The sequence below is a fragment of the Propionivibrio sp. genome (assembly GCF_049316945.1).
Taxonomy (GTDB): Bacteria; Pseudomonadota; Gammaproteobacteria; order Burkholderiales; family Rhodocyclaceae; genus Propionivibrio.
On record NZ_JBMOJE010000030.1, the window covers coordinates 1 to 25819 of the forward strand.

Below are 25819 nucleotides of genomic sequence, written 5' to 3' on the forward strand. Positions count from 1 at the left end.
TCCGGCGCCAGATACGCTTCGTCTACCGCCGGTAGAACCTGATGCCTTACCCGTACGGCCGACTGACGGACCACAAGCAGGCCCGACAACAAATCGCACGCCTTCAGGAATCCCTGAGCGAGGTCGATTATCTGTGTTCAGGAACGTTACTGAAACGCACGAAGGTGTGCGGCAAAGCCGGTTGCCGTTGCGCTCAGGACGTCAGCGCACGCCATGGGCCTTATTACGAGTGGGGTCATATGCAAGGCGGAAAACTCGTCCATCGAATGCTCTCGCCGCCGCAGGCGGTCTTGATGCAGCAGGCCATCGACAATTACCGCCGTGTGCAGAAACTTCTCCGCGAGTGGGAGGTGCAAACCGAACGCCTGATTGACGCTGAAGCGCCACGCGAAACCTGAACAAAATTTCTCCAGGGAAATTACGCCGATATTCGTTCAGCGACCTGCGGAATGTAAGTCCGGCTGATTGCCAACGCGGTCATTTACTACAACACGGCATTGCTGTCCAAGGAGTATGAACAGAAGGTGGCCGCCGGGGATCTGGACGCCATCGAGTTCATCCAGGGCATGTCGCCGGTGGCGTGGCAGCACGTAAACATGTTCGGGTCACTAGCCTTCAAAAGCCCCTCCATACCATTCAAAGCACATGAAAAAGCCAATACAAATCATCAATGCAAATATTAGCCATTTCAAGTCTACTTTTGTCCAATTCTGATCCAATGTGTCGCCTGCTTTCAATGCAACCATAGGTCGAAATTTACAACATTCGTTGGAACTGGAAGGAACTAGTCGGAACAACCTCAATATTTTTAACACGGGAGCCGGAATCCGGTCCATGGAGATGAGATTCAGGAGAACTTGAATAGAGTAAGCGCCACTTAGAAAAATGGCCAGAATACCAACGCCCATCGCCAACAACGGTGGCAATGAATAGAAACTGCAGAAGGTCACTGCGATCAGGGAAAGAAAGAGTAAACCTGTTTGAATGTTCGCAGAGGACCAGCGAAAGCCGCTTAGACGCCGAACCATAAGATAAATCATGAACACATGAAAAATGTAGGATCCAAAAAAAGCGATCCCTGCACCCTTCAACTTGAAATAACTCACAAATAACCACGCGAGACCAAGGTAGACAACAGTCCAAGCCAACTCTGAAAATATAAGAAGATTTTGCACGCCTTTGGCTACGATAATGAAGCCCATCGGCCACGAAATCACCCGAAGGGTCATTCCTAGACACAGCCAGCGCAAAATTTCAACCGCACCTTCGAATTTTGGCGTGTAGAAAAACAAAATGACCAGCGGTGCGAAAGTCAGGGTTGCAATCACACCAGGCCCTGCTAACAACAAACTGATATAGGCCTGTTCATTCACCATACGGTTGCATTCGCTATTGTCATGGGCGACCGCAGTTAGCCGAGGATAAAAATCTGTTCCCATAGACTGCAAGATAAAACCGATGTATAGCCCTCCAAGTGTCCAAGCAGCCTGGTACAAGCCGCCGGCGTCCAAACCGGCTTCGCGAACCACTAACATGCGCACAGCATAGGCTGCCCCTGACATCAACAGCGCACTCACCATGAAGGCGAAACCAAGTTTCACCAAAGCGGCAACTTCTTTCCTCACCACATAGGCATCTATCACAATGGGCTTTATATGTATTTTCCGGCTGTACAACCATGACAAAAGGGTACCCATTACGGAAAAAAGCACTAGCGATAGTACCAATCCATTTTCGCCAAGGAAATAAACTGCAGTTATGCTAATGAGTGTGCCAAAGACAGTACCCAATACTCCCATCTTGGCCATGTCAGAGATGCGGCGCATCCCATTAATCAAGGCTCCCTGACCGGCAGACACTAGATTAAAAAATATAGCCATTGACAGAAACGCTACGGCCAGAGTGTGTTGGTCGTTGCCAAAAGTGAAGGCCGACAGCGGCCCTGAAAATACGGCCAGTAAAGCAGCACCCAGAACACCGAGGAAAATCGATATTCGTCGCAGCACTGTGGCGGTTCGCGCAATCCTCTCGATGTCTCTCGTACCAACGGCCTCGGCAATCTGCCGCACACCACTGTTATTAATACCCATTCCAGCCACGCTAGTCACAAGGTCTGCAATCGCTTGATACAAACCCATCAATCCAATTCCGGCCGGCCCGAGCATAACCGCCATTGCCTTGGCACGAACGATGCTAATCGCAATATTAATGACCGAAGAGCCACCGATCATTGCTGAAGACTTCAAAATCTGGCCATAGGTATTCTTCTCAGCCATCACCAGCCCCTGATCATCATGCTGTTTCAGTCCAACGAAGCTCAATATAGGCTTTGGAAGGAGTCGCTACTGCTTTTACAAGAAGGCACTCGGGACATCTTTTATGATTGAAGCGTCGGTGGAGACAATAAATAGGCATGGGGCGAAAGAAACTCCAAAACGTACTTTTTGAGGTCGAAGTAGATATCCTCGGCCAAGGATAGATTTCCAATGGCATCATAGAAAAAATATTCCCTGACAAGGGCGGTCAACCTTGAATTTGATGCGAGGCGCCTCTGATAGACGGCTGGAATCTCGCTTCGGTCACTTGTCCATATTTGTCTGTTCGACCACAACTGGCCCCAGTTGGTTGCTACTGGAATAAATTTTTCCTTGCTGGCACACGGTGGCTGGTCTTGCTCTTTCAGATATTTTTTATGCAGTCTGAACTTTTGCAGAAAGTAACAATCGTACCTGATCACAATCTTTCAATCAGCATTCGGTGACCAATAACTTCGGCGTTTCACTAAATATTCTTGACAGTTTTTATTGATCCCACCTGTCGTCTTTTGACGATGGAATGATGTGCTAAACGTTGACGCCAATCAGGTCAATAAATGCTTATTCAATCCAAAAAGCATCAACCAAAGCACCAATACGTAATGGCAGCCAACTACCAACCATCCCTGCGCGACTATCTGTCCATTATTCGTCGTCGTGCTGTACTGCTAACCGTGACTTCTTCTGTCATATTCATTGGTGCGCTGGTAATTGCCTTTGTCTGGCCACCTGTTTTCCAGTCCACCGGTACCATTCTGATTGAAGCACAGCAGATCCCGAACGAGTTGGTGCAGACAACAGTGACAGGGTTTGCCGAGGAGACAATCGACGTAATCAGTCAGCGGGTAATGACCCGGGAGAACCTCCTCAAGATTATCGATAAGTACAAGGTGTTTCAACAAGACAGAGAAGTTTTGAGCGCACCCGAACTCGTCGACCGTTTACGCAAACGGATCAAGCTCGAAATCGTCGGTGCTGACATTGTGGGAGCGCGCAGGGGCAGGTCCACTATCACTTTCAATCTCTCCTTTGAGGACAGTTCGCCCTTTACGGCACACCAGGTCACTGACGGACTGGTAACCCTGTTTCTGAACGAAAACGTCAGAACCCGCACCGAGCGGGCCACGGAGACCACGGAATTTCTCTCCAGGGAAGCGGACCGGCTCAAGGTGGATCTGGAAACTATTGAGCAGCAAATTGCCGCCTACAAACGCGTAAATGGAAATAGCCTGCCGGAGCACCAAGGATTGCGTGTGAGCATGCTCGCCCGTGTCGAGGCAGATCTTCGCAATATGGAGCGCGAATACAGTGCAACTCAGGATGAGTTGAGGTTTCTCGATCTCGAGCTTTCCGCCGTCAAATTGGGAGTGGGTACGCCGCTGAGCCAGGAAGTGCATCTTAGCCCGGTGCAGGAGTTGGAAAAACTGAAAGTTGACTATGCCAAGTTAAGTTCGTCCTACACTGAATCCCACCCCGATCTGCGCGCCATGAAACGCAAGATGGAGGAACTCAACGGCAACTTGGGAAAAGATGGCACCACTACGGTTGCCTCAGTTGGCTCCTCGATGGAACTGGCCATTGCCAAGGTGCAAGCAAAAATGGCCACCGCGAACAATCGTCTAAAGTCCCTGAGTCAGCAAGAAAAGGAACTGAGAGCCGATCGCAATTCATTGGAAAAACAGATCATCGAATCGCCTCAAATTGAGCGGGGTATTGCGACACTTATGCGAGACCACGAAAGTGCACATAAAAAATATGAGGAGCTGCGATCGAAGGAGTTGAGCGCCAAGACGGCCGAAAACCTGGAAGGGGAGCAGAAAGCAGAGCGCTTTTCTCTACTGGAACCGCCGCTGTTGCCAGAAAAGCCAATCAAGCCCAATCGTGGCAAGATTATTCTAATCGGTTTTTTTGCGGCGCTGGGAGGCTCCACTGGCCTTGCGTTTTTGTTGGAGATGCTTCATCCCAGGATCCGTGGGTCAGCGGAGCTTGTGGCAGTTCTCCGCCACAGACCATTGGCGGTGATCCCCTACATGTTCACCGAAGCGGACAAGGCAAGGAAACAACAAAACATTAGAACTTTCGTTCAGGCAACCATGGTCAGTTCGGTGCTAGCTCTGTTTGCTGTGCATTTCTTTTACATGTCGCTGGATAGGCTGATCCTGAAAATTATTTCCAAATTTTAGTGAGCATTATGTAATGGAACGAATCAAGCAGGCCCTGGACAAAATCAGACAATTTGAAAAGGGCAGTGTTCCTGTCGCGTTGGAACGTATGCCGGAAAGCCTGCCTCTCCAAGTGTCCGCTCTTGAAAACATCAACTATACGCATAGCAGGGTGGTCGAACTCGACCCCGCCCACCTTGAAAAACACCGGGTGGTGATGGCCTACAACAAGGGCGACCCCGTAGCGAGCAGCTTCGACCTGCTGCGCACGCAGGTTTTGCGACGCATGAAAGAGAATAAATGGCGAACTCTTGCCATCACTTCGCCCACCCCCGGCGCCGGCAAGACAGTAGTCGCCATCAATCTGGCGATAAGCATCGCACAGCATACTGAAACAAGTGCCTTGCTGGTAGATTTTGATTTGCGACGACCAAAGGTCGGCACCTATTTGGGAATAACTTCTGGCAAATCGTTGAATGAATTGTTGACTAACGAGGCGAGCCTTCCCGAGGTGTTGGTTAATCCGGGTATCCCCCGCTTGCTAGTCCTGCCGACACACCGCCCGGTCTTGAAATCATCGGAGCAACTTACTTCCCGCAGAGTCATCGAACTGGTGGCCGAGCTTCGCAGCCGTTATGACTCGAGAGTGGTTATTTTCGACTTGCCGCCAATCTTGTCTGCGGACGATGCCATCGCTATTCTGCCCCAAATCGATTGTTACCTATTGGTAGTGGCAGACGGGTGGGATAACAAGTTGGATATCGAGGAGAGTATGAATCTGATGCAAAGAGCCAATCTCCTTGGCACGGTCCTGAATAAGGCGGATGTGCCAATTAACCCGTATGGATATCCATATTACTGAAAGCCAATTAGCCGTCCCTTTGGTCTGAAATAATACTTCGATGGTTTTCAAAATCGGTACAAATCGAAAAATACGATGAGCCTCATTGAACAAGCGGTAATCCGTCTGGAGCAACTAGGCAAAGCGGGTGTAACTATTCCTTGTTCAGCCGGGGACAACGGTAGGCAAACGCCTTTCGTCCCGGCTGCCAGTGTTACTCCCCAGGCGACATCACATTTTGAGCGGCAATCCGGCGTCTTCACCAAGGCCTCAGTTAGCCCCTCAGCAGATGCGGCCTCAAACATTTATTGTGCATACTATGGTTTGAAGGAAAGGCCGTTTTCTATTCAGACCGATCCGGATTTCATTTTCCTCGGGCTGCGGCACACGCTAGCTTATGCGATGCTAGAGTATGGCATCCAAAGCCAGGCTCAATTCACGGTGATTAGCGGTGAAATCGGGTGTGGTAAGACCACGCTGATACGACATCTGCTCAACAATATTGGGCGGAACCATACCGTTGGCTTGGTCACCAATACCCACAAAGACAGTAATGACCTGCTGGATTGGATCATGTTGGCGTTCGGACAGCCATACGCCGGTCTCTCACGTGTTGCACTGTTTGATGCATTCCAGCAATTTCTGATCGCGGAATACCGCACTGGGCGGCAAGTCGTATTAATCATTGATGAAGCCCAGAATTTGAATACTAGTTCCCTCGAAGGGTTACGCATGCTTTCCAACATTAATGCGGAAAAGCATCTGTTGCTGCAAATGATTCTAGTGGGCCAACCACAGTTGAAGGATCTGCTCAGGCAAGCCGATTTGCGACAGTTCGCCCAGAGGGTCTCGGTCGATTTCCATATCACGCCCTTGGCGAGTACCGAGGTGGAGGACTACATCAAACATCGCCTTGCCGTCGCCGGTCGAAACGCCCTTCTTTTCACACCAAAAGCATGCGAAAAAATCGCACTCATAAGCCGAGGCATTCCACGCTGTATCAACACGCTGTGTGAAACCGCAATGGTCTATGGATTCTCAGCGGAAGCAGAGATTATCGACCTAGACCTCATAGATGAAGTGGTCCGGGACAAGATCGAATACGGGGTTTTCACACCTGACTGAACCGCCTCAAAATGCGCGTTGTTGAATAAATGGAGGACGGTTTTCAGATGGCGCCGCTAGTGTCGTGTTCTAACGACAGGCAGCGTGTAGGACTCTGTTCTTCACCTGGATTAGAAAATACATGACCTGGAACCATTTTTCCTGAGTCAGCTTAGGCTTTTGGACTATGGCGCGTCCCCATAGCGTCGTGTTCAGACGACAAAAAGCGCATAGCACTCTGTTCTTCTCCTGGATTAGAAAATACATGACCTGGAACCATTTTTCCGGCGTCAGCTTAGGCTTTTTGACTATGGCGCTTCCCCATAGCGTCGTGTTCTGACGACAAGCAGCGCATAGAACTCTGTTCTTTACCTGCTACTGGTTGCGGGTTTTTTTTCTGAGCTCTTATCTTGGAAGCCTCTGCAGGCGGGGAATGCAGACCAGTCATACAGAATCCACTTGGCAGAAAACCCCCCAAGCATGGTCGCAAACCGCTATTCGATCCGGCCATTTTTTAAGAGCGGTTGAACACCTTCGAGAGGGGCCCTGGGAAGACAAATTCAAGCGTTTGCTCAATCTCTTCGGTGTTTAAGAAAACACCATATTTGTAGCTTGTAGCGGTTGATTTTTGACTGGTATGAAAAGTGCTTATAGGTTCTTGGTAGAAATCAGAAGTAAAAAAAGTTGACTTTAGTCAATTTATTTACTTTAGTGATGAAGGCGCATATTACTAAAGTAATAGTTGCTATCCGACGATCAACTGGATCGAGAGATGCATATCAAAAGCAAAAACTAACTATATCGCCACCTTTAGTGCGCCATTTGACTGGCAAATTGTTGTTATTAACCTAACTATATGATTAACATAGGTAATAAATCCGTGGCAGCGATCCTTATTTTACTTTCGTCAGTCGATGCCCTGAAAGTCTGAGAAGAATATTCCATGTTTAACACTCCCCGCGTCCTTAGCGGAAATGAACCACAAAAAACCCGCCATGCCATCCCCCTTGTTTCCTGTCCCGTCCCGCATCTCAGAAGTGTCCGTGTGTTGGTGCCCTTATTTATGGGCCGCCCTCAACGCGGTGGTGTTGCCGAGAACATGAGGTACCGGTTTAAGCAAATGGGCGACGGAGTCCTCTCACGGGACTATGAGTGGCAGTTAACTCAAGCTCGCGTCTTGGTCCACCATCATCCCCCAACCTGCATAAGCATGCTGAGGCCTTCTCGGCAGTACTGTTGAAACTTATATTTCTTATCGTTTCTTTGTTTATCGTATGGCTCACTGGAGCTACCCAATGTTCAGAATAATTATGAAGCCGTTCTACCTTGCCCAAACCGTGTATTCTCTGGCGATATGGCTGGTCATCTTGTCTCTCTCGATGGTTAGCGCCTATGGGGGTCAGGCCAGCCTGACTTGGGATGCAAATACGGAAGCTAATCTGGGCGGATATCGTCTTTACTATGGACAAATCAGCCGTAGCTATACTGCCAATGTCGATATTGGTAACAAGACCAGCTATACGGTAACCAATCTTTCAGATGGTGCAACCTATTACTTCGGTGTCACTGCGTATGACACCACCAAGACATTAGAAAGCGCGACTTCCAACGAAGTCACTACAACGCTTCCCATCGCGGTCCCTGTCGCCAGTTTCAGCGCGACGCCCACGGCGGGCGCCGCACCACTGGCAGTGACCTTTAACGACACTTCGACCGGCACCGTTACCGGTCGATCCTGGGCGTTTGGTGATGGCACCACCAGTACGGCCCAAAATCCCACCAAAACCTATACTGCGGCGGGTATTTATACCGTCCAACTCACGGTGACCGGTTCGGGTGGCAGCAACAGCATGACCAAGACCGGCTACATCACGGTGACCGCCGCGGCCCCCGCCCCCGTCTCCAGTTTCAGCGCGACGCCCACGACGGGCAACGCGCCACTGGCAGTGACCTTCACCGACAGTTCGACCGGCACCGTTACCAGTCGATCCTGGAATTTCGGCGATGGCACCAGCAGCACCGCCCAAAACCCCACCAAAACCTATACCGCGGCGGGCACCTATACCGTCCAGCTCACGGTGACCGGTTCGGGTGGCAGCAACAGCGTGACCAAGACCGGCTACATCACGGTGACCGCCCCGGCCCCCGTCTCCAGTTTCAGCGCAACGCCCACGACGGGAAACGCGCCACTGGCAGTGACCTTCACCGACAGTTCGACCGGCACCGTTACCAGTCGATCCTGGAATTTCGGCGATGGCACCAGCAGCACCGCCCAAAACCCCACCAAAACCTATACCGCGGCGGGCACCTATACCGTCCAGCTCACGGTGACCGGTTCGGGTGGCAGCAACAGCGTGACCAAGACCGGCTACATCACGGTGACCGCCCCGGCCCCCGTCTCCAGTTTCAGCGCAACGCCCACGACGGGCAACGCGCCACTGGCAGTGGCCTTCACTGACAGTTCAACCGGCTCCGTCACCAGTCGATCCTGGAATTTCGGCGATGGCACTATCAGCACCGCCCAAAATCCCACCAAAACCTATACCGCGGCGGGCACCTATACCGTCCAACTCACGGTGACCGGTTCGGGTGGCAGCAACAGCATGACCAAGACCGGCTACATCACGGTGACCGCCGCGGCCCCCGCCCCCGTCTCCAGTTTCAGCGCGACGCCCACGACGGGCAACGCGCCACTGGCAGTGACCTTCACCGACAGTTCGACCGGCACCGTTACCAGTCGATCCTGGAATTTCGGCGATGGCACCAGCAGCACCGCCCAAAACCCCACCAAAACCTATACCGCGGCGGGCACCTATACCGTCCAGCTCACGGTGACCGGTTCGGGCGGCAGCAACAGCGTGACCAAGACGGGCTACATCACAGTGACCGCCCCGGCGGCTCCCGTTTCCAGTTTCAGCGCGACGCCCACAACGGGACCGGCACCCTTGGCGGTGACCTTCGCAAACAGTTCCACAGGAACCGGCCCCCTCACCTATGTCTGGACTTTCGGCGACGGAGGTACCAGCACAGCCCAAAATCCAGCGCATACCTATGCGACCCTGGGTACCTACGCGGTGAGCCTGACCGTGACCGATTCCAATAGCACGAAGAACACGAAGACGTTAACCGGTTATATCACCGTCTCCGCAGCCAGTGCCGGGAGTGGGCTAGTCGCTGCCTACAACTTCGAAGAAGCCAGTGGCACGACGGTGGTTGATGCCTCCGGCAAAGGCAATCATGGCATCATCTCTGGCGCCACGCGGACCACGTCGGGCAAGTTCGGGAATGATCTGTCCTTGAATGGCACTAGCAACTGGGTGACGGTCAACGACTCGGCCACTCTGGATCTGACCACCGGCATGACGTTGGAGGCGTGGGTGTATCCGACCACCAACACCGGTAACCGCTCCGTGCTGATCAAGGAAAATGCGCCGGGTAACTCCGTCTATTACCTCTATGCCAACACGTCCGACGACAGCAACAATACCCCTTTGGGTGGTGGAGTTTACGGCGGCCAGTATCAGTTTGTGCATGGAGTCTCGAGGCTGGCTAGTAGTGCGTGGTCGCATGTAACAGTCACCTATGACGGCGTCACCGAGCGGCTTTATGTCAACGGCCAACAGGTGGGTACAAAGGCGCAAGCGGGAAGCATGGGCGTTTCCGGTGCCCCATTGCGCATCGGAGGCAACAGTATCTGGGGTGAGTACTTCAAGGGCCGCATTGATGAGGTCCGGATCTACAATCGCGCCTTGAGCGCAACGGAAATCCAGACCGACATCAATACGGCAGTCGAGACCTCTTCGCCTCCCAAACTCTTGTTGGGTAACCAGACTCTTGATGTAGCAGTGGCTGACTCCCTACCGCAAGGCAAGGCGGCCGCGTTCCAGACCAGTGCTTCGGTCACAGGCCAAGTCACCAGCCTGCGCGTGTACGTGGATACGGGTTCGGGTTCCACGAAGTTGGTCGCCGGTATTTACAGGGACAGCAACGGACATCCAGGTGCTCTGGTGGCCAAGGGGACATTGAGTTCGCCAGTGGCGGGAAGTTGGAACAAGGTTCGTATGCCGGCCACGGCGGTTACGGCGGGTACGCGTTACTGGATCGCGATCCTGAGCCCGAATGGGTCGCTCAAGTTCCGTGGCAAGATGGGCAGCACAGCGGGGCTTGGCGAAATGAGTGCGAGTACCACCCTTACCACGCTACCGAGCAGTTGGACGACAGGCACCAGTTCTTCCGGTGGCCCGCTGTCGGGGTATGCAGCGGGGTATTGATAGCGATCGGACCCGCACCCCCAGATGCGGGGGATTTCATGGGTTATTTGGTTGTTAATTGATCGCTGACAAAAGGCGCGTAGCGCGCCTTTTTGTTGGCCTAACTTGAGAGGACTGTTTCATGAAACGTTTAGGACTGATTTTCCTTAAGGTGCTTTTTTTAATACAATGTTCAGGAAGCATTGCTCTGGCACAAACATTGAATCCTCCTGGAAACCTACGGCTAGTAAGTACTGTGGCAGTGCCGCTGAGCTGGGGGGACCCAGCCTTCGCCAGCGTGACAAACTCAGGCGCGCTTACCTTGAGCAGTGGCTCCATTCGAAGCAACCTCTCAATTACGGCAACTGGGCCTCAAGCATCTGTTCAATGCAATGGCTCGTGTACCCTCAACAATATTCGAATATCCTCACAAGAAGGCGTCCGCTGCACAAGTGGTAATTTAAATTTGAACTGGGTCTGGGTTGAGGCGCAAGGGGTCAGCGGAGATCATGCCGATGGGTTACAGTGCTATAGCCCTGGCAGCACCGGAGTCAATACGATTAAGAATACAACCTTTCGCGCTTACAATCATGATGCAACAGCAGCATACTTTTCGGCAGATGATTGGAAGGGATCGCACAACTTTGAGGACGTGCTATTTTGGGGAGGCCCTTTTGGACTCCGTATAAATGTCGATGGGGGAACAAGTGCCTCCCTTAAGAACGTATATTTTGTTCAGGGCTCTTTTTTGTATAGTGCGTTCCTGATTGACGTACCCATTCTCAAGTGGGAAAACGTTCGTTGGGCAACAATTGTGAATGGGCAACTGGTTCCCGGCGCCCAAATCCCTCGACCTTAGCGGCCTGTTTTTCTCCCGTGCAACTGCTCAGGAATCAGGCACAGGAAGCACGCGTCATCGTACCGCCCAGTCGATGACGCGGCACCGGGCACATCGTACTGCGGCGCCCAAAACACGTGGTGTTTCCGTCTTCTCACTGGTGCCACCGCTTGGACTACCGCCTATACCCCGTTCGACCCGTCCTTCGACCGATTGGCGCTGTATATGGGACCCAACGCATACTTTTACTGCCCGCTCTCCCATAATCGCTGGCCAGTCTATCCTGCATAGCGGAAATCGTCGAAATGGCGGCCAACTGAAATAGCCAAAGCGAATTCGTTTGGTCAAAATAGGTGATGCTGATGAAGTTCGCCATATGACCGGCGACAGCTGCTCCAAGACCCCACGTCAACAACTGCTCGTTTTTTCGTGGTGGAAATAATTGGCCGAGCGCCTTCAAGGCGCGACCGACATTACCAAAGGCGCAGACAAGTACACGGATCAACAGCAGGATGGCGATGAGCCCACCGTCGGCACCAAAGGCTACATACAAGTTGGTCAAATCCGCCGCGCCATGGATGAGATACGGGAACCAGCCCGATGTCTGCTCCAACGGCATCCCGGCCAGCCACCAGTGGTCAATGTTCCGGATCGCTTGATTCATCAGATACGAGCGATGCCAGCCGCTCCCGCCGAATAGCAGACTCATCTTGCTAGGCAAGTACCAAATGGGATCCCGCATGACTACCGCGAGTAGCAGCAGAGCCATGGCGATTCCAATCCGCAACATCTTCATCCTTGTTCTTATCGGCCAGCAGAGCCATCCGAGGAGACCAACCATCAGCATTGTCAAAGGCCCGCCCGAGGCCGCCAGGACAACGATCGCCACGCAGAGCACTACGCCAACCCAGCCCAGCACCTGGCGCGTACTGGCCAATGCAAGCCCGACATACATGAGAGCGAAACTGGCACCGAACGTACCAAGCAATGCCGGATGTGAGAAGCTACCAAAACAGCGAATCCGACCCTCCTCGGCATCAATCCAGACTGTCGGAACCCCACCAAATATCGCCAAGGGATTCTGTCCGGTCCATCGCTCCATGCCAACCACTCCGACAAATGGTATCAACAGCATCACTGAGCGCTGGAGTAGCCACCTGATATCCTGTTCGTTTCGCATGAGACCGCGAAACATCGTGTAGGCCAACAGCACGTCGACAAATTCTCCAATCTTCGACAGCGGTGTGGTCATCGTAATATTTACCGAGGTACCAAACCCCAGTGCCGACCGCAGAACAAAAACGATCGTGACGTATGCATAGGCCGCGAGCACTATCCGATCAAGGCGGTTGAGTTCGCGCCATTTGAATTCATGCTTCGAGACTACTCGAAGGAACCCCGCAATCTCTACGAATCTGAACGGGTACATCCTCAGACCAAATACATCCACTCCGCCCCTCTGCGAGAGGTACATCAAGGTGGCAATCACCGCAAGCAGGGCCCATCGTCGCGGCGCAAAGAGCACGGTTGTGCAACTGATGATCAGAAATACATAAGTAATCGGTGTCATGACTACACAGTCCGCGCCTCACCTGGTTGACGATCACAACCTGGAAAAAAAACTCAACTTATGCAATTATCAATAAACGCAGATAGCGCTATCGCCTTGGCAAACATGTAATTAACCAATTCGTAGTATTAAGTCAGCCAACGGTCTGACAACCGACGATGCCTGCGGCGGGGTCAAAGGCCTGGATCATGGCCTATACCAAGCTGTGAGATGCGGTCGGCGTCCGGTTAGTAACTCCGACACCGAAACCCCTTGAAGTTGGCGAGCGTCGAGTCCGGTCAGCACGAGATCGACGATCCTCGCCCGGTCCAGATCGGGATTCGGTGCCGGGACTTCCGGATCCGCAGCCAGCGAATCGTGTAGAAGCAACACTGCTCCGGGCACCACGGTTTCTACCGCGCGCTGGGCTATCAGATGCTCCGGCTGTTGCGTCCAGTCCTGACAGTCGGCGCTCCACACCACGACTCGCATGCCACAGCGACGGGCGGCTATATAACTCCATAAGCTTTGTGATCCATAGGGCGGCCGGAACCAGCGGGGAGGTCGGCCTGTCACAGCGGCTAATCGTTTCGCTGCGTCGCCAATATGCGATCGCAGCAACCGTGGATCGAGCCGAGTCAGGCGCCGGTGGTCGGGGCCGTGCAATCCGACATCGTGACCCTCGGCTAGCATGCGCCGAATCAGATTCGGACATGCCTCGGCCTGGTTAACAAGGACAAACCACGTTGCTCGCATGCGGTGCTTGGCGAGTACATCGAGTATACAGGGCGTGTGAGCGCGGTCGGGGCCGTCGTCGAAAGTCAGCGCGACCAGTGGCTCGCTGGTTAGCGCACCGCGGATCGAACCAAAAGGCCCAACAAGCGGATCGGTGAATTTTCGGATGCGGCGTCGGGCTTCGCCCGACAGTTGCGTCCGAAGTCGCCACATCAGGTCTAAACGAGTCATTGTGCCGAACGGGCGCTAACGAGTCCCATGTGCGCCAAAATATTTCGCGTCACGGCGGGCCAGTTGAAGTGTTCACGAACTCGTCGTGCCCCTGCTTGGCCCAGTTGCGCAGCGAGTTGCGGCTCACTCAGCAACTGTATCAATGCGGCGGCTAAACTGGCAGGATCATGTGGCGGGACGAGGCGACCGGTCACGCCGTCCAGTACGACCTCGGAGCGGCTTCCTTCGTCGGTTGAAACGACTGGCAACCCAAAAGCCGAAGCTTCGAGCAATACATTTGGAAACGCATCGACGACGGGCGCGATGCAGAAACATGTAGCCGTCGCGTAGGCTGCAAGCAAGCGCGCTTCCTCCTCCGGCTTGGACCGATCAAGCAGCCCCAGCACATCGATACCAGGTTCGCCATCAAGCTCGGGCGGACGGCATCCCACCACAATTAGTCGCGCACCCGATACGGCTGCCTTAACGCGGCGAAATGCATCTAGCAACAGCGCCCCCCCTTTCTGCTCCCAGTCAAGTCCGACGAAGAGGATCGCCGGTGCGAAGGGGTCGGGGGAGCGTGGCGGGAGCACTAATGGCAAGTTGGCGCCGGCACCAACCGTGATTACCTTCGCCGGAGGCTGATCGTAGCGCTCAATGACACTGCGTCCGGTCCAGTCCGAAAGCACAAAAACACGCTCGCAAGAATTGAATACTTCACGTTGCCACTCAATTGCTTCAGCGCGCACCCTGGCCGAGGCGCTAGCGACCTGATAGTTTCCTCCCGTCTCGATGGCCTGCACGACGGTAAGATCGGTGAGACAGAACACGCGGCGGCCAGAGCCGGCTGCTTGCACATGTGTGCCAATTTGCAGTACGTAAGAGGCATCCGGAAGCGCATATAGCCTCTTGAGAAAGCGACGGGTCATCTGCTCGTGTGTGCGCCGCGACCAATACCAGTCAGGGTCGATACGCGAGTTCCAACGGCTCGCCGGTCGACCGAGGGAACGCCAGCGGATCGCACCACGTAGCACATCGTGCCAGCGCAGGTCTCGGGTCGCGATGTTATCGATCGAAATACCTTGGCGCTGGATTTCGGTGAATAGGTTAAACGACAGACCGCTGAACGTGCGACGTGCGAGCGGTTCGTTGGGTGCTACGGCGACCAGGCGCTTCATCGATTGGGGTTCCACACGCGTGCCAGTCCTAAGCAGCTACTGCCAACGTGCCCGTTGCCGGTCGTCACTTCCAACTGATCAATAGCTTTCGGACTCTCCAGAAGGCGAAGGATAGTCATCCTCGGTCGCTTTGCCTTCAGCAACGATGGTGTTTTTAGGGCGTTCGCCAGGTATTGAAAGGCTCGTAGCGTCATAAGAGTCTGCCGAATGGGCAGAAAAACGGACTCGAATCCGAAGAGCGGAGGCAGCGATATATGCCGTCTCTGAAAAGGAACCCACGCAAGGAAAAATTGTTGAGCATTACGGGTGAGCATTGCTTGCAATCTTTAGAGTAAACACGGCATGCGGCGCCGATTGTTATTGGTCACGAAAATTCCGAATCACTCGAGCGAGTTAAACGCCTTCGGAAACCTAAATAGTTGACGCCGGCGCGCTACTCGGCTTCAGTATTGTGCAAAACCAGGACTTCGCGCCCTGAGTGATCATCGTCTCGTCCACGACAACATAATGCGCCTTGAGATAACGTAGGATCGCCAAAGCTCGTCGAGAAGCAGTATACGTAGATAAGATGAGAACCCCTCCCACATTCAGGGCCTGACAGTATCGCGCTATCGTGTTGAGCGGGTCATGGAAGTAGTAATGAACCTCGTTGAAGACGATCGCGTCAAAAACTTCCTCGGGTTGGTAGGCCTCCGCGTCGATTTGAAGAAATGCTGTCTGCGTGTTCTGTTGCGGCATTAGCTTCGCAATGGCAACTTGGGAAATGTCTATGCCTACATATCTGGTGTAGCCGTAGGGCCGATAGCGTTCGAACAAAACGCCCTCGCCACATCCTACGTCAAGCACCGCGCGCCACGGTTTGAGATAAGCGATATAGCCTGCGATGACTGCGTATCGCGAGAATTCATCGAGGTGCTCCATGTACACCCACTGGCGATTTCTGAATTGAGTGTCCCATTCCTCGCGGGCCTTTGGGACATCCCCTTTCATTTGCTGCATTTCCCATTGATGGACCGTCTTCTCTATTTGTCCTTTGAAAGGAAACGTCCGTCCAAAGAGGTAGACGTAATAAATTGCTCTCAGCCACCGGAATGGGTAATCGACTATCTTGGTCTTGGCTGTGAGGAAATTTCTCATCCCCCCTCCTTTATATTCGCTTGTCGTTATCATCTTTAAGAACACTCAGTACCCACAAGTTTTGTTCGTCAGTGTGAAAAAATTGCCGCATCGAATGCTTGGATTTATCCATCCGGGGTCCAGCCAAGCACTTCTTTGGCATTCAAGCCTCGCAATGCGCCGTACGCAGCATGCGCTTGTTCATAACGCCCCTGTGAGAGGGCCCGCAAACTCACCAAGACTGAATAAAGGAAGACCGATGGCAACGCCCAAGGGAAAAATTTCCGGGTGAAGCGGAGTCGGCTGCGAACCAGAAAGAAACAAGATAAAGGGCTTCTGTTTGTGCGACGGTGGCTCGAACCGATCGAGGCGCCCTCCTTGTGGTAGACGACCGCGTCGTCCGCGTATACCAATCGATACTGATTCTTGCCTCGCATAACCCAATCCAACTCTTCATAATAAAGAAAATACCCCTCGTCCATCAACCCTGCCTTCTCAATGAAGTTGCGCGACACTAGCATTGATGCTCCGCTCAGGTGGTCAAGGCTACCCTCTATCGCCCGAGCATCAACGGCAGACAAGACGGACTGATTATTGCCGATGAGGCGGCTTGTGCCAGTCCAGCGGGAGAACCGACCGCCTCCCAAAACTTGAATCCTGTCCGGCTGCCAGTAAAAAAGTATACGCGAACCGCACATTCCCGCCTCCTTCTCGTCGCGCAGACGTCTTTCCATTCTTGACAGGCAATCCGGAGCGACAACCGTATCGTTGTTAAGTATCCACACGTAACGAATGGCACTGTTCGCGAGCGCAAACCGAATACCAATATTCACTCCCCCGGCAAAACCGTGGTTCCTTGCAGCGTCGATGAAGAACAGATTAACGCCTGAATCCCATCCCCGTCCGCAGGCGGCGTCATCCAGATTCAACCTGACGAACGGAATAGGCCTACCATACGCAATGGGAACGCATTGGCGGAAGACATCTGTTTTCGGAGGCATCGAGAAGTGCCCCTCCGCCCACGCAGCCAGCTTGGACAACGAATTATCCTTCGATCCATTATCCACAACCACAACAAACTGATTGCAATAGTCGCTGGCGAACAAGCTCTCAAGGCAATCGATCGTGTCGTCGGACCCATTCCAGTTAACAAGGAGGGTGACGATAGCAGGCGTGTTCCTCAGCTCTAATGTGTACGATGATGTCAGTGTGAGTTGTGTCACCAGGGTCGCTCCTTCCATGCGGGTACGTGAAATATTGCAAATTAAATCGGCGGCGTGCCCATGGTTCACAGCAACCCAGACAGGTTGCCATTTTCCTCAAGACAGGGCAATCAGGATGGTATATATGGCGTTCGGCGAGACTATTTTTCCTTTGTCATCCATTGCGATTTAAATAATGTTAGGGTCTTGACATAAGGATGTCAGCGTCTTATAAGCACAAAGATTCACCTTTGTTTGCCGAGATAACTCTCGGATCGCTTGTAACTATTGCCATTCTTGAGCGTTTGAATGCGCATGAGCCCTGAATACCCAATAATAAAAAAAAGTAATAAACGGACAATAGAAGTTATTGATCGGTAGTCCTTGCAGGATCGCCACATTAAGGATAGACCCGTCTTTTTATTGTCGCGCCTGAATTCTTCCATGCCACAGTAAAAACATGCGCCTGCCAGGCGCCGTTCCACGAAGGACCTTTCCAACGAGGTTAGCTCATACCTGCCCAAAAGTTTTCCATAGGTGACAATCCCGGATTTGTATCCGTTGCGCGGATCGCTCTCTTGTGAGGCTGACAGGCTGACATCGCCTTCGCCCCGGCTGAGGATACTTGCTAGGGGCCTGGCTAGAACCCCCAAAGGGCCGAGCAGAGCGACCCTGCATGCAAGGTCTCGATCTTCAGAGAGCGTCAAATTTTCATCGAACATGCCCACTCGTGACAGGGCACTCTTTTTTATGAGTAATGATGAGGGGAAAAAATTTAATTTACATACAATTAGTAGGGGGTTGTATATCACCCGCTCGGTTTCATCTTTAAATATTTGTTCCCTGATATCCAAAAAGGATAATTTGTTTGTCCCATCATCGATGTACACATCGGATGCCACCATGACAATCTGAGGATAGCGGTCAGCAAGATCCAGTTGTGATTGGAGCTTCTCAGGTAGCCATTCGTCGTCTGAATCGAGAAACGCAATCCATTCCCCACGGGCTTCCAGAATGCCCCTATTTCGGGCCGCGCTGACACCAGCGTTTGTTTGATAAACATAACGCACTTGGTCGCCGTAATTTCCGATTAACTGCCTTGTCTGATCAGTAGAGCCGTCATCCACCACAATAATTTCTAAGTTTGTGTAGGTTTGCAGTAAAGCACTGTCAATGGCTTTTGAAATCCATTTGACCCTATTGTAGGTGGGAATGACGACCGAGACGCGCGGAACCTCTTTTGTTTCCATAGTGTTTTTCAGGTTGTCCATGGAATTAGGAATGCATTTATCCGAATTAATGTCAGCCAGCGATTCATATCCAAGTTGCACCGCAATCAGCCGGGAATCAATTTTTCTGAATTCACCTCTCAAAAAATATCTTTTCAACTGCCGAAAATTCCGCCATGTTATCGGCCAGCATTTTTCATCCAGCAGGGTCACGGTTGTAGGGATAGGCAATACATTGCGCCACTTGGCAGACATGTACCTAAACGCCTTTCTGTACCCAGAATCCAGGAAGTATTTGGTTCTGTCGTTGTGGACAATAGGATTCTTGGCTACAAAACATTTCTTCCCCATTTTCAAAGAATTTTGAACAATATCCGTCCCATAAAGATGAAAACCAGGTAGATGCGCATCGAATCTGACACCCGATTGCGCATTCACCACCAGAAGCACTTCGTCCAGTGAAACCGCTTCTTCAATCTCCTCGCCATCGTCGATTTCCTCCCTCGTCCCCTCCGACCATAGCTTGCCGACTACCCTGCCGGAAGGACTGACGCCGGTTACTCCAATGACCGCCCAGTTTTCCCCAATTGAGGATTGAATCCTGTCAATTAGGTCGTCCATTCTGGTAAGCCAAGACTCAGGCAAATACACATCCTGGTGAACAAAAATGAAGTATCGGCATCTTGTGCTATCTAACACCTCGTTGAAGGCGATCGATGCTGATTGACACCCGCGCAGGATCTGGACTTCCAATTTTGAGTAAGCCGTTGATCTGGCCAGATTATCAGCAAGAATCTTGTCGTTGTTCACCGCTACGACTATCTGATATTGAGAAGAACGTTCCGAATTCACGAGTATATTCTTAGTATTGTGAAGAGCACCAAGGCACGGACTCACTTGTCCTGACCCGTTTGCCGGCAGCCTCACAGTTTTGACGTCGGTTCACCGTAGCCGCGCGAGCACGCAACTGGGGCGCAGCCTGACCGTCGCCCGCTATGATAAGCCGCGCCGGCCAGGAGTCAGCAAGTTGGTTGGCAGCTTCGACCGCGTTTACCAGGGCGTAGAGCTTCAGATCGATGGAGAGGCGAGACACTTTGACCACGAGCGATTCGCTCGGAGCAACACCATGCTTCGCCCGAAAGCCCGTACCGTCGTTTGCAGTGTTGTCGCCCTCGATATCTATCGGCGGCTCCATTACGTACACTGGACCGCGATGCGTGGCCCGGGCCTCCTCGGCCAACGCTTTCGTCTCCATGACTAGCGGCAGCACACCCGGCACCATGGGCATCACCGACAAACTGTTCCAGTAGGAACTCAAGATAAGTTCAACTCCTTCCTAGGCACCAGACGCGGCATCGTCGGAAGCAAATGCCGAACTCGTCGCAGTATTGCTGCGACGACTAGCGGACTGTCCCAGCGGCGCAACCGACCGGACACCAAGGGAGGCACGTGGCGCGGTGCGTATCCGCTCCTATGCATAAAGTCGTATAGATCTGCGTCGCTTCGGACGGAGTTCCACGGGAAACTAATCAGCCGCAGGGCCGCACTTGGCTGACCGGAGCGCTCTAGCATGATCGCCAGCGAATTCATCCACGCGGTTAACGGTTTGTCCTGGAGGCGATGTATGGACACCACCTTCTTGGATTGAAACGCCAGCGGAACCGACTTCTGTAACAAGAACGCTGCGGCGCGGGCTTTGTCCAGTTCCGGATGCGAGACCTCCAGGAACTGCCTCGCATAGCGAAATGCAGTCCGAGTCCGACCCATCGCGAGAAGTGCGACGATCAGGTACGCCCACTCGATAGGGTCAGGGGGCGTCGTTTCGCTCGAGCCAAGCGAAGCTTTGAGCATACGGACCAGATCCTGGAGCGCCTGCGCAGGCTTGCCTCCCTGGAGGTTACAATAGGCTTCAAAAAAATCTATGTCCGGCATACAGGGCGCGATTCGCTTGCACTCTTCAATGAGAGGGATAGCAAGTTCTAGCCGACCCGCGTTAATATGACTGCCCGCTTCGCTAAGCAAGCGCAGATAACGACCGCCGCCTTCCACGTGCAGGGTCTGCAAATCCTGTTGATCCTTCTGCTGCAGAACTAGTCGGGCGAAGGGATTGGGCTGGACGATGCGTGCGCCAGGAGGGGCCTGTCTGTAAAGTGACAGCCAGTCATAGATTTGTGACCGGGCACGCATCGTATGCATCGTGTGCACGAGGTCGTGCCCATTCTTTATGATGCAGCGCAAGGTGTCCACGTTGTGCATAAGGTAGTTCACCTTGTCGACGACATCATGCTCGTCGGCGAAGACGACGTTACGCATGTCCGAGAATCCCGCCACGTCCAATGTTGCGCTGCGTTCCGTGATCAGGCACGACCCCACGGACGGAATCTCAAGGTGTTTTCGAACGAGTTCGTTTGCCATCGTGCCGCAGGTCGGAGCAAACCACGCCGCCCCAATCAGGCTCGCGTAGTTGATCCCAATAGGCATCCTGCTTGTCAACTGACGTCCATAATAACCAGCATGATACGACTGTTTAACAGGAAATGCATGAAGTAGCGAATTCCTGATTCGTTTCCGCCATGGGTACTCGTCCCCCATGTTTCCAGTAAGAAACAAGATCTCCGTCTTATTCTGCTGGCGTATTTGAAAAGTGTCTTCGTCTATAAAGTTGGGCCAGTAGTAAAGCCGATCTCTCAACTCCTCGAAGTGCTCTCCTGCAGTCGTGCAGATCGCAAACACGGCATCGAAGTCGAAAGCCTGTACTTCGGCCAGAATCCGTGATCTCGTGTAACCCCAAACATCAGCATTAATTAAAGCGATTTTCGGCACATCGTTCATGCGCTCAACGTTGACGATGCGCGGCTGTCGCGCATCTCCGCGCTGCAGTCCGATCTCGAAAAGACAAGCGACTGGTTCGTGCCTGTCGCACGCCTCTCGACAGTCGCAGTCTTCCTCAATAATTTTCAGGTCAAAAAATTGAGATAGGCATTGAGCATGTTCGTCGCGATGCGTCACCAGAAACGTAGGTATTGCCCGCCCATACTTGGGCCGAAAAAACAGGAGCTTGGGCTTGGCGAGTTGATGCACGTCAGAACTCATCATACATAAAGATAATCCGCTTTCGCGGGCAATTTGCCTACGCTGACCACGGTACGTGGAGTGCTCATAAAAGATAGGGAATCCAATGGTTTTTTGGGGAGCACAGTGACGCCGTGTGCGCTGTCAATATTTTTGCAGGCATGCGTCACGATGACAATTGAGAGTTTCATCGAATCTCCCTGGAGTGTTCCGTCCAGACCGTATCGCCACGTCCGCCGAACATCGACCGGACACGTTCCATCTGCTCGTGCCGGATGTGGGCCACCACCTCGGGCGGGATTAAGCGAGGCCGCCGCGAAAGCGCGGAGCCGACGTAACCCACCCACCATGCCGCCGCGCCAATCACCAGCGGCGGCTCACGGAGGCGGCTCACGCATTTCACGAGTTCGAACAGCGGGTGGTAGCCCAGCACATAGTCCCGAACACCCATCTGCCATTTGCGCCGCACCACCCCCCCTTCGGAAATGTTGCGCGGCTTGAGGTGATCCACCACCAAATCCGTAAACAGTCGAGTGCGGTAGCCCTTCATTCGGGCAATCGCGCAGGTCAGGCCATCCCATCCACCCTCGGGAACCGGAACCAGTCCGCCGATCGCCTCAAAGCACTCGCGGCGGTAGAACTGGACCGCTCCCGGCACATCGATCCGGTTGCGCGGTAAACGGTCTCGCGGCAACCCCACGTCGATCACCACTCCGCCGGCCAGCCCGAGCGCGGGCTCCGCATGAAAGCGGCGGATCATCTCCTCGAAGTAATTCGCCTGAAACTCGACGTCCGAATCCAGCAGACCGAGGAACGCGTAATCCCCATACTCCAGATGGCGGATGCCTTTTTCGGTGTTGAGAACCACCGCTGCGAAACTCCTGCCCGGCCGGGGAGTGAGCGGCAACAATCGGATCCAGGAATGCTCCGCGGCGGCGGCGCGGATGACCTCGTCGGTGCGGTCGGTGGAACCGTCGCTGACGATCACCCACTCGCGCGGACGCACGGTTTGGACAATCACAGAAGCGATGGTCCGACCGATGGTGGCCTCCTCGTCGCGTACCGGGGTTACCAGGACATAGTCGTTTTGATGATTCATGTTTCGGATCAGGAAATTCTTTCATCGTTCGAGAGGAAGGCCCTGACCGCGGCTAGCAGTTCAGGCGAGGCGTAAAGTCCAATCCGCGACGCCGCTGGAATGCTCTCCAGTCGACTAAGCTGCGCACCCAGTTCTTGTTCGTCCAACGCCACCAAAATGTTCCCCGTTTCCTTGAAACACCGCGCGGTGGCGAACTGGTGGTCGTTGCGATGCTCATTCAGACCAGCGCGCCGTGGTATCACTAGAATGGGTTTGCCTAGGCTCATTGCACTAAGGATCGATCCCATACCCGCATGAGCGATCACCAGTTCAGCGTTGGAGAAGTGACGAGTGAACTCCGGGGGTGAGAGGAACGGGTGGTATTCAATAAATTGGGGATGCAGTTCACTCGGCCCGATCTGCGCCAGGATGTCGCGCCGACCCGTGCGCCCAGCCCAGGCATCGACAGTGCGAATCAGGCGATCGAACGGTAGCTGCGTTCCAACGGTAACGAATATCACAACACGGCTCCGGCATAGTGGGGACCATCCGGCTGTGCCAGATGGGGCCACTGAGTAAGCCAAAGATCCGCATATGGCCTCACCAACTGGCCGGACATCGAAACCCCATCGATGTTGGCGATCGAATCAATCCAGATGGTCCGGGCACCCATCAACTTTCCTAGACGAATCGAAAAATATCCACAGGCGGCGCCGGTCGAGATCACTACATCCGGTCGCTCACGCAGCATGATCACAATGATGCGCAAGGCCATCTGAAGTAGCCGAAGCTTATTCCACCTCGACGCGTCATTTACTGCGTAGAATCGTTGGGGAAGCGTTTCGCTCCGATATCCGTCATTCGTCGTCACAAATGCAATATCGTGTCCATTGAGGGCGGGGCGGAGCCGCTGGAGTTGCACCCAATGACCTCCTGAAGACGCAACAGCAAGAATTCGTCGTTGCGAAATACTATCAGCATCTGCTAAATGTTTGACGACCATTGTGTATCCTTGCACGCTATATAGAAAGGTAACCTGCAGAGCAGGGATTCCACAATCCACTAGCATAGTAGACTGCGCCATATTCAAAGAAGCAAAAATCGCTAAGGTGATTTCTACGAGTATTCATAGCGTGCAGGCCGGTCGAATCAAGATGTCCCGTTTGGGAAGAAGCGGGTTTCGTTCCAGCCTTGACTCGACGGCTTGCATGGCATCCCTGGCAACGGTGACTCTTTTTCCATAGACCGTGCGGCTCAGTTCGACAATGGGATGAACGCCTTTCCAGGTCATGCTCTTGGCCCACTCCAACATCGTTTGGGTATCGGTCACCTTGGCGCCGTTCCAGTGCTGTTCCAGGATTCCCCAGCAACGCTAAAAAACAGCCCTGCAGTGCGAGTTTTGCATGAGGCTCAGTAGGCATTGTCGTCACCTCGCAGTACTACCCATACAGTTTTGATAATGATCCACATGTCCAGACCGAGCGACCATGTTCGCAGATACTCCAGATCCCATTCAATGCGCTTCTGCATTTTCTCGACCGTCTCTGTCTCGCCACGGCAGCCATTGACCTGTGCCCAGCCGGTGATCCCGGGCTTGACCTTGTGCCGCACCATGTAGCTCTTGATGACTTTGCGATACGTCTCGTTGTGGGAGACCGCGTGCGGACGCGGGCCGACGATGCTCATACGCCCCTGCAGGACATTGATGAACTGTGGCAGTTCATCGAGCGAAGTGCGCCGGAGAAATCCGCCGAAAGGGGTTACCCGGGGATCATTCTTACGTGCTTGGGCAATGGCGCCGCTATCCTCGCATACCGTCATCGAGCGGAACTTGTAGACGAGAATCTCCTTACCATCGAGTCCGTAGCGGCGCTGCTTGAAAATGACCGGTCCGGGCGAACTCGTCTTCACGCCAACGGCAATCGCCAGAAAGACCGGGGAAAAAACAATGAGGGTCAGCACGCTCAAGACGATGTCAGAAAGTCTCTTGATGGCGCCATTGAAACCCAAGAACGGAGTCTCACAGACTGCTACCACCGGGATTCCACCGACATCATTCAGACGGCCCTGGATGAGGTCGGTGAGAAAGATGTCTGGCGCGAAGAAGATCGACGCGGTGGTGTCTTTCAAGTCGTCCAGCACCCTGAGGATGCGGGGCTGAGATGCCATTGGCAACGCCAGGTAGATCCGGTCTATGCTCCGCTGTCTGACATAGTCGCCAAGATGCGAGACTTTACCGAGCAAAGGCATGTCACCTATCAAGCCAAGGGGTCTGCGATCGCGCTCGTCAAAAAATCCGCAGAACGTTACACCGAGGTAACAGTTGTCGACAAAGGAACGGGCGAGCCGCAGACCCGTTTCATTGCAGCCGACGACGACGGCACTGGTCCGGTTGTTTTCGGTCGCAAGGACACGCGCCACAATCTGGCATCCCGCCATATGGCAGGCGATCAGTGCCACGGGTGTGGTGACAACCCAAGTCCAAATGACATCTAGTGCAAAATGACTAGCGTATCCAGTGATATATCCCAGAGAGCAAAGAGTGACAGAAAAAAACACCCAACCGGTTACCTTTTTTCGTATCACTCGCCGGGTTCGTTCGTGGAAGTAAGCATCGCCAGGAAACATCAGCGAAAAGACGATCAGCGCCAATATCACGTGAACTTGCTCGATATCATGCCCATGGAATAGCAGCGCGCCAAACAGGCACAATCCCGCCACCACTGGATCCAGAAACGCTTCGAGCGCCGCAGTGAACGAGAACCGCTGGCGATTCAGAGTGTGGTTCGTGTCTACGGTGGGATCAGTGAACGAGAACCTCTGGCGATTCAGAGTGTGGCTCGTGTCTTCGTTGGGATACATATTGGTGATTAGGGTCGGTTAGAAAAGCGCGTTCTCGGGGTGGTGGTGCACTATTACGGTAGCGATTGATATGCCGAG

At 53.3% G+C, this 25819-nt stretch carries 20 protein-coding genes and 1 pseudogene; 6 read left to right on the top strand and 15 right to left on the bottom strand.

What is annotated here, in order from left to right; genetic code table 11:
- The first annotated feature begins 41 nt into the window (after positions 1–41).
- Both ACOYNV_RS08985 and ACOYNV_RS08990 read left to right on the top strand, forming a co-directional pair.
- On the top strand, positions 42–398 hold the full coding sequence (locus ACOYNV_RS08985) for a DUF6788 family protein (RefSeq protein ID WP_422899427.1): 357 nt from the start codon (positions 42–44) through the stop codon (positions 396–398).
- Between the two features lie 60 nt (positions 399–458).
- Positions 459–629, top strand: a pseudogene (locus ACOYNV_RS08990) (Tn3 family transposase); the annotation flags it as partial.
- Here the strand turns inward: ACOYNV_RS08990 and ACOYNV_RS08995 are convergent.
- Positions 609–2276, bottom strand: a complete 1668-nt coding sequence (locus ACOYNV_RS08995; RefSeq protein WP_422899428.1) for an O-antigen translocase — start codon at positions 2274–2276, stop codon at positions 609–611. The pseudogene ACOYNV_RS08990 and the gene ACOYNV_RS08995 sit on opposite strands and share 21 nt — an antisense overlap.
- 596 nt (positions 2277–2872) lie before the next feature.
- Between ACOYNV_RS08995 and ACOYNV_RS09000 the strand changes: the two genes are divergently transcribed.
- The 4 genes from ACOYNV_RS09000 (at position 2873) to ACOYNV_RS09015 (ending at position 10693) form a co-directional block, all read left to right on the top strand.
- A complete protein-coding gene (locus ACOYNV_RS09000; protein ID WP_422899429.1) occupies positions 2873–4498 on the top strand; it encodes a GumC family protein in 1626 nt (541 codons plus the stop codon).
- Positions 4499–4511: 13 nt separating this feature from the next.
- Positions 4512–5339, top strand: a complete 828-nt coding sequence (locus ACOYNV_RS09005) for a CpsD/CapB family tyrosine-protein kinase (RefSeq protein ID WP_422899430.1) — start codon at positions 4512–4514, stop codon at positions 5337–5339.
- A 75-nt stretch (positions 5340–5414) separates the two neighbouring features.
- The gene (locus ACOYNV_RS09010) at positions 5415–6443 is read left to right on the top strand and encodes an ExeA family protein (protein ID WP_422899431.1); all 1029 of its coding nucleotides are present in this window, start codon (positions 5415–5417) and stop codon (positions 6441–6443) included.
- A gap of 1274 nt (positions 6444–7717) precedes the next feature.
- Positions 7718–10693: a PKD domain-containing protein gene (locus ACOYNV_RS09015; protein ID WP_422899432.1), complete on the top strand. Its 2976-nt coding sequence runs from the start codon at positions 7718–7720 to the stop codon at positions 10691–10693.
- A 992-nt stretch (positions 10694–11685) separates the two neighbouring features.
- Here ACOYNV_RS09015 and ACOYNV_RS09020 read toward each other — a convergent pair.
- The 14 genes from ACOYNV_RS09020 to ACOYNV_RS09085 all read right to left on the bottom strand — a co-directional run bounded on the left by ACOYNV_RS09020 (position 11686) and on the right by ACOYNV_RS09085 (position 25741).
- Complete coding sequence (locus tag ACOYNV_RS09020) at positions 11686–13080, bottom strand: hypothetical protein (protein ID WP_422899433.1); 1395 nt, start codon at positions 13078–13080, stop codon at positions 11686–11688.
- A 186-nt stretch (positions 13081–13266) separates the two neighbouring features.
- Positions 13267–14025, bottom strand: a complete 759-nt coding sequence (locus ACOYNV_RS09025) for a polysaccharide deacetylase family protein (RefSeq protein ID WP_422899434.1) — start codon at positions 14023–14025, stop codon at positions 13267–13269.
- On the bottom strand, positions 14022–15182 hold the full coding sequence (locus ACOYNV_RS09030) for a glycosyltransferase family 4 protein (RefSeq protein ID WP_422899435.1): 1161 nt from the start codon (positions 15180–15182) through the stop codon (positions 14022–14024). Before ACOYNV_RS09030 ends, ACOYNV_RS09025 begins: the two co-directional genes overlap by 4 nt.
- A gap of 411 nt (positions 15183–15593) precedes the next feature.
- Positions 15594–16319, bottom strand: a complete 726-nt coding sequence (locus ACOYNV_RS09035; protein WP_422899436.1) for a class I SAM-dependent methyltransferase — start codon at positions 16317–16319, stop codon at positions 15594–15596.
- Between the two features lie 104 nt (positions 16320–16423).
- Complete coding sequence (locus tag ACOYNV_RS09040) at positions 16424–17521, bottom strand: glycosyltransferase family 2 protein (RefSeq protein WP_422899437.1); 1098 nt, start codon at positions 17519–17521, stop codon at positions 16424–16426.
- A gap of 224 nt (positions 17522–17745) precedes the next feature.
- A complete protein-coding gene (locus ACOYNV_RS09045; RefSeq protein ID WP_422899438.1) occupies positions 17746–19581 on the bottom strand; it encodes a glycosyltransferase in 1836 nt (611 codons plus the stop codon).
- 10 nt (positions 19582–19591) lie between these two features.
- Entirely contained in the window at positions 19592–20047 is a 456-nt protein-coding gene (locus tag ACOYNV_RS09050) for a hypothetical protein (protein ID WP_422899439.1), read from the bottom strand.
- Positions 20044–21825 (bottom strand): glycosyltransferase family protein, encoded by a 1782-nt coding sequence (locus tag ACOYNV_RS09055; RefSeq protein ID WP_422899440.1) that lies wholly within the window; start codon positions 21823–21825, stop codon positions 20044–20046. Before ACOYNV_RS09055 ends, ACOYNV_RS09050 begins: the two co-directional genes overlap by 4 nt.
- Positions 21822–21992: a hypothetical protein gene (locus tag ACOYNV_RS09060; protein WP_422899441.1), complete on the bottom strand. Its 171-nt coding sequence runs from the start codon at positions 21990–21992 to the stop codon at positions 21822–21824. The genes ACOYNV_RS09055 and ACOYNV_RS09060 overlap by 4 nt, the downstream gene beginning before the upstream one ends.
- Positions 21989–22900 (bottom strand): glycosyltransferase, encoded by a 912-nt coding sequence (locus ACOYNV_RS09065; RefSeq protein ID WP_422899442.1) that lies wholly within the window; start codon positions 22898–22900, stop codon positions 21989–21991. The genes ACOYNV_RS09060 and ACOYNV_RS09065 overlap by 4 nt, the downstream gene beginning before the upstream one ends.
- 8 nt (positions 22901–22908) lie before the next feature.
- Entirely contained in the window at positions 22909–23400 is a 492-nt protein-coding gene (locus tag ACOYNV_RS09070) for a glycosyltransferase (RefSeq protein WP_422899443.1), read from the bottom strand.
- On the bottom strand, positions 23397–23882 hold the full coding sequence (locus ACOYNV_RS09075; RefSeq protein WP_422899444.1) for a hypothetical protein: 486 nt from the start codon (positions 23880–23882) through the stop codon (positions 23397–23399). Before ACOYNV_RS09075 ends, ACOYNV_RS09070 begins: the two co-directional genes overlap by 4 nt.
- A gap of 123 nt (positions 23883–24005) precedes the next feature.
- The gene (locus ACOYNV_RS09080) at positions 24006–24239 is read right to left on the bottom strand and encodes an ISAzo13-like element transposase-related protein (RefSeq protein ID WP_422899464.1); all 234 of its coding nucleotides are present in this window, start codon (positions 24237–24239) and stop codon (positions 24006–24008) included.
- 50 nt (positions 24240–24289) lie between these two features.
- Positions 24290–25741 carry an undecaprenyl-phosphate glucose phosphotransferase gene (locus ACOYNV_RS09085; protein WP_422899445.1) on the bottom strand — a complete coding sequence of 484 codons (1452 nt, stop codon included), beginning with the start codon at positions 25739–25741 and terminating at the stop codon, positions 24290–24292.
- Positions 25742–25819: the final 78 nt, after the last annotated feature.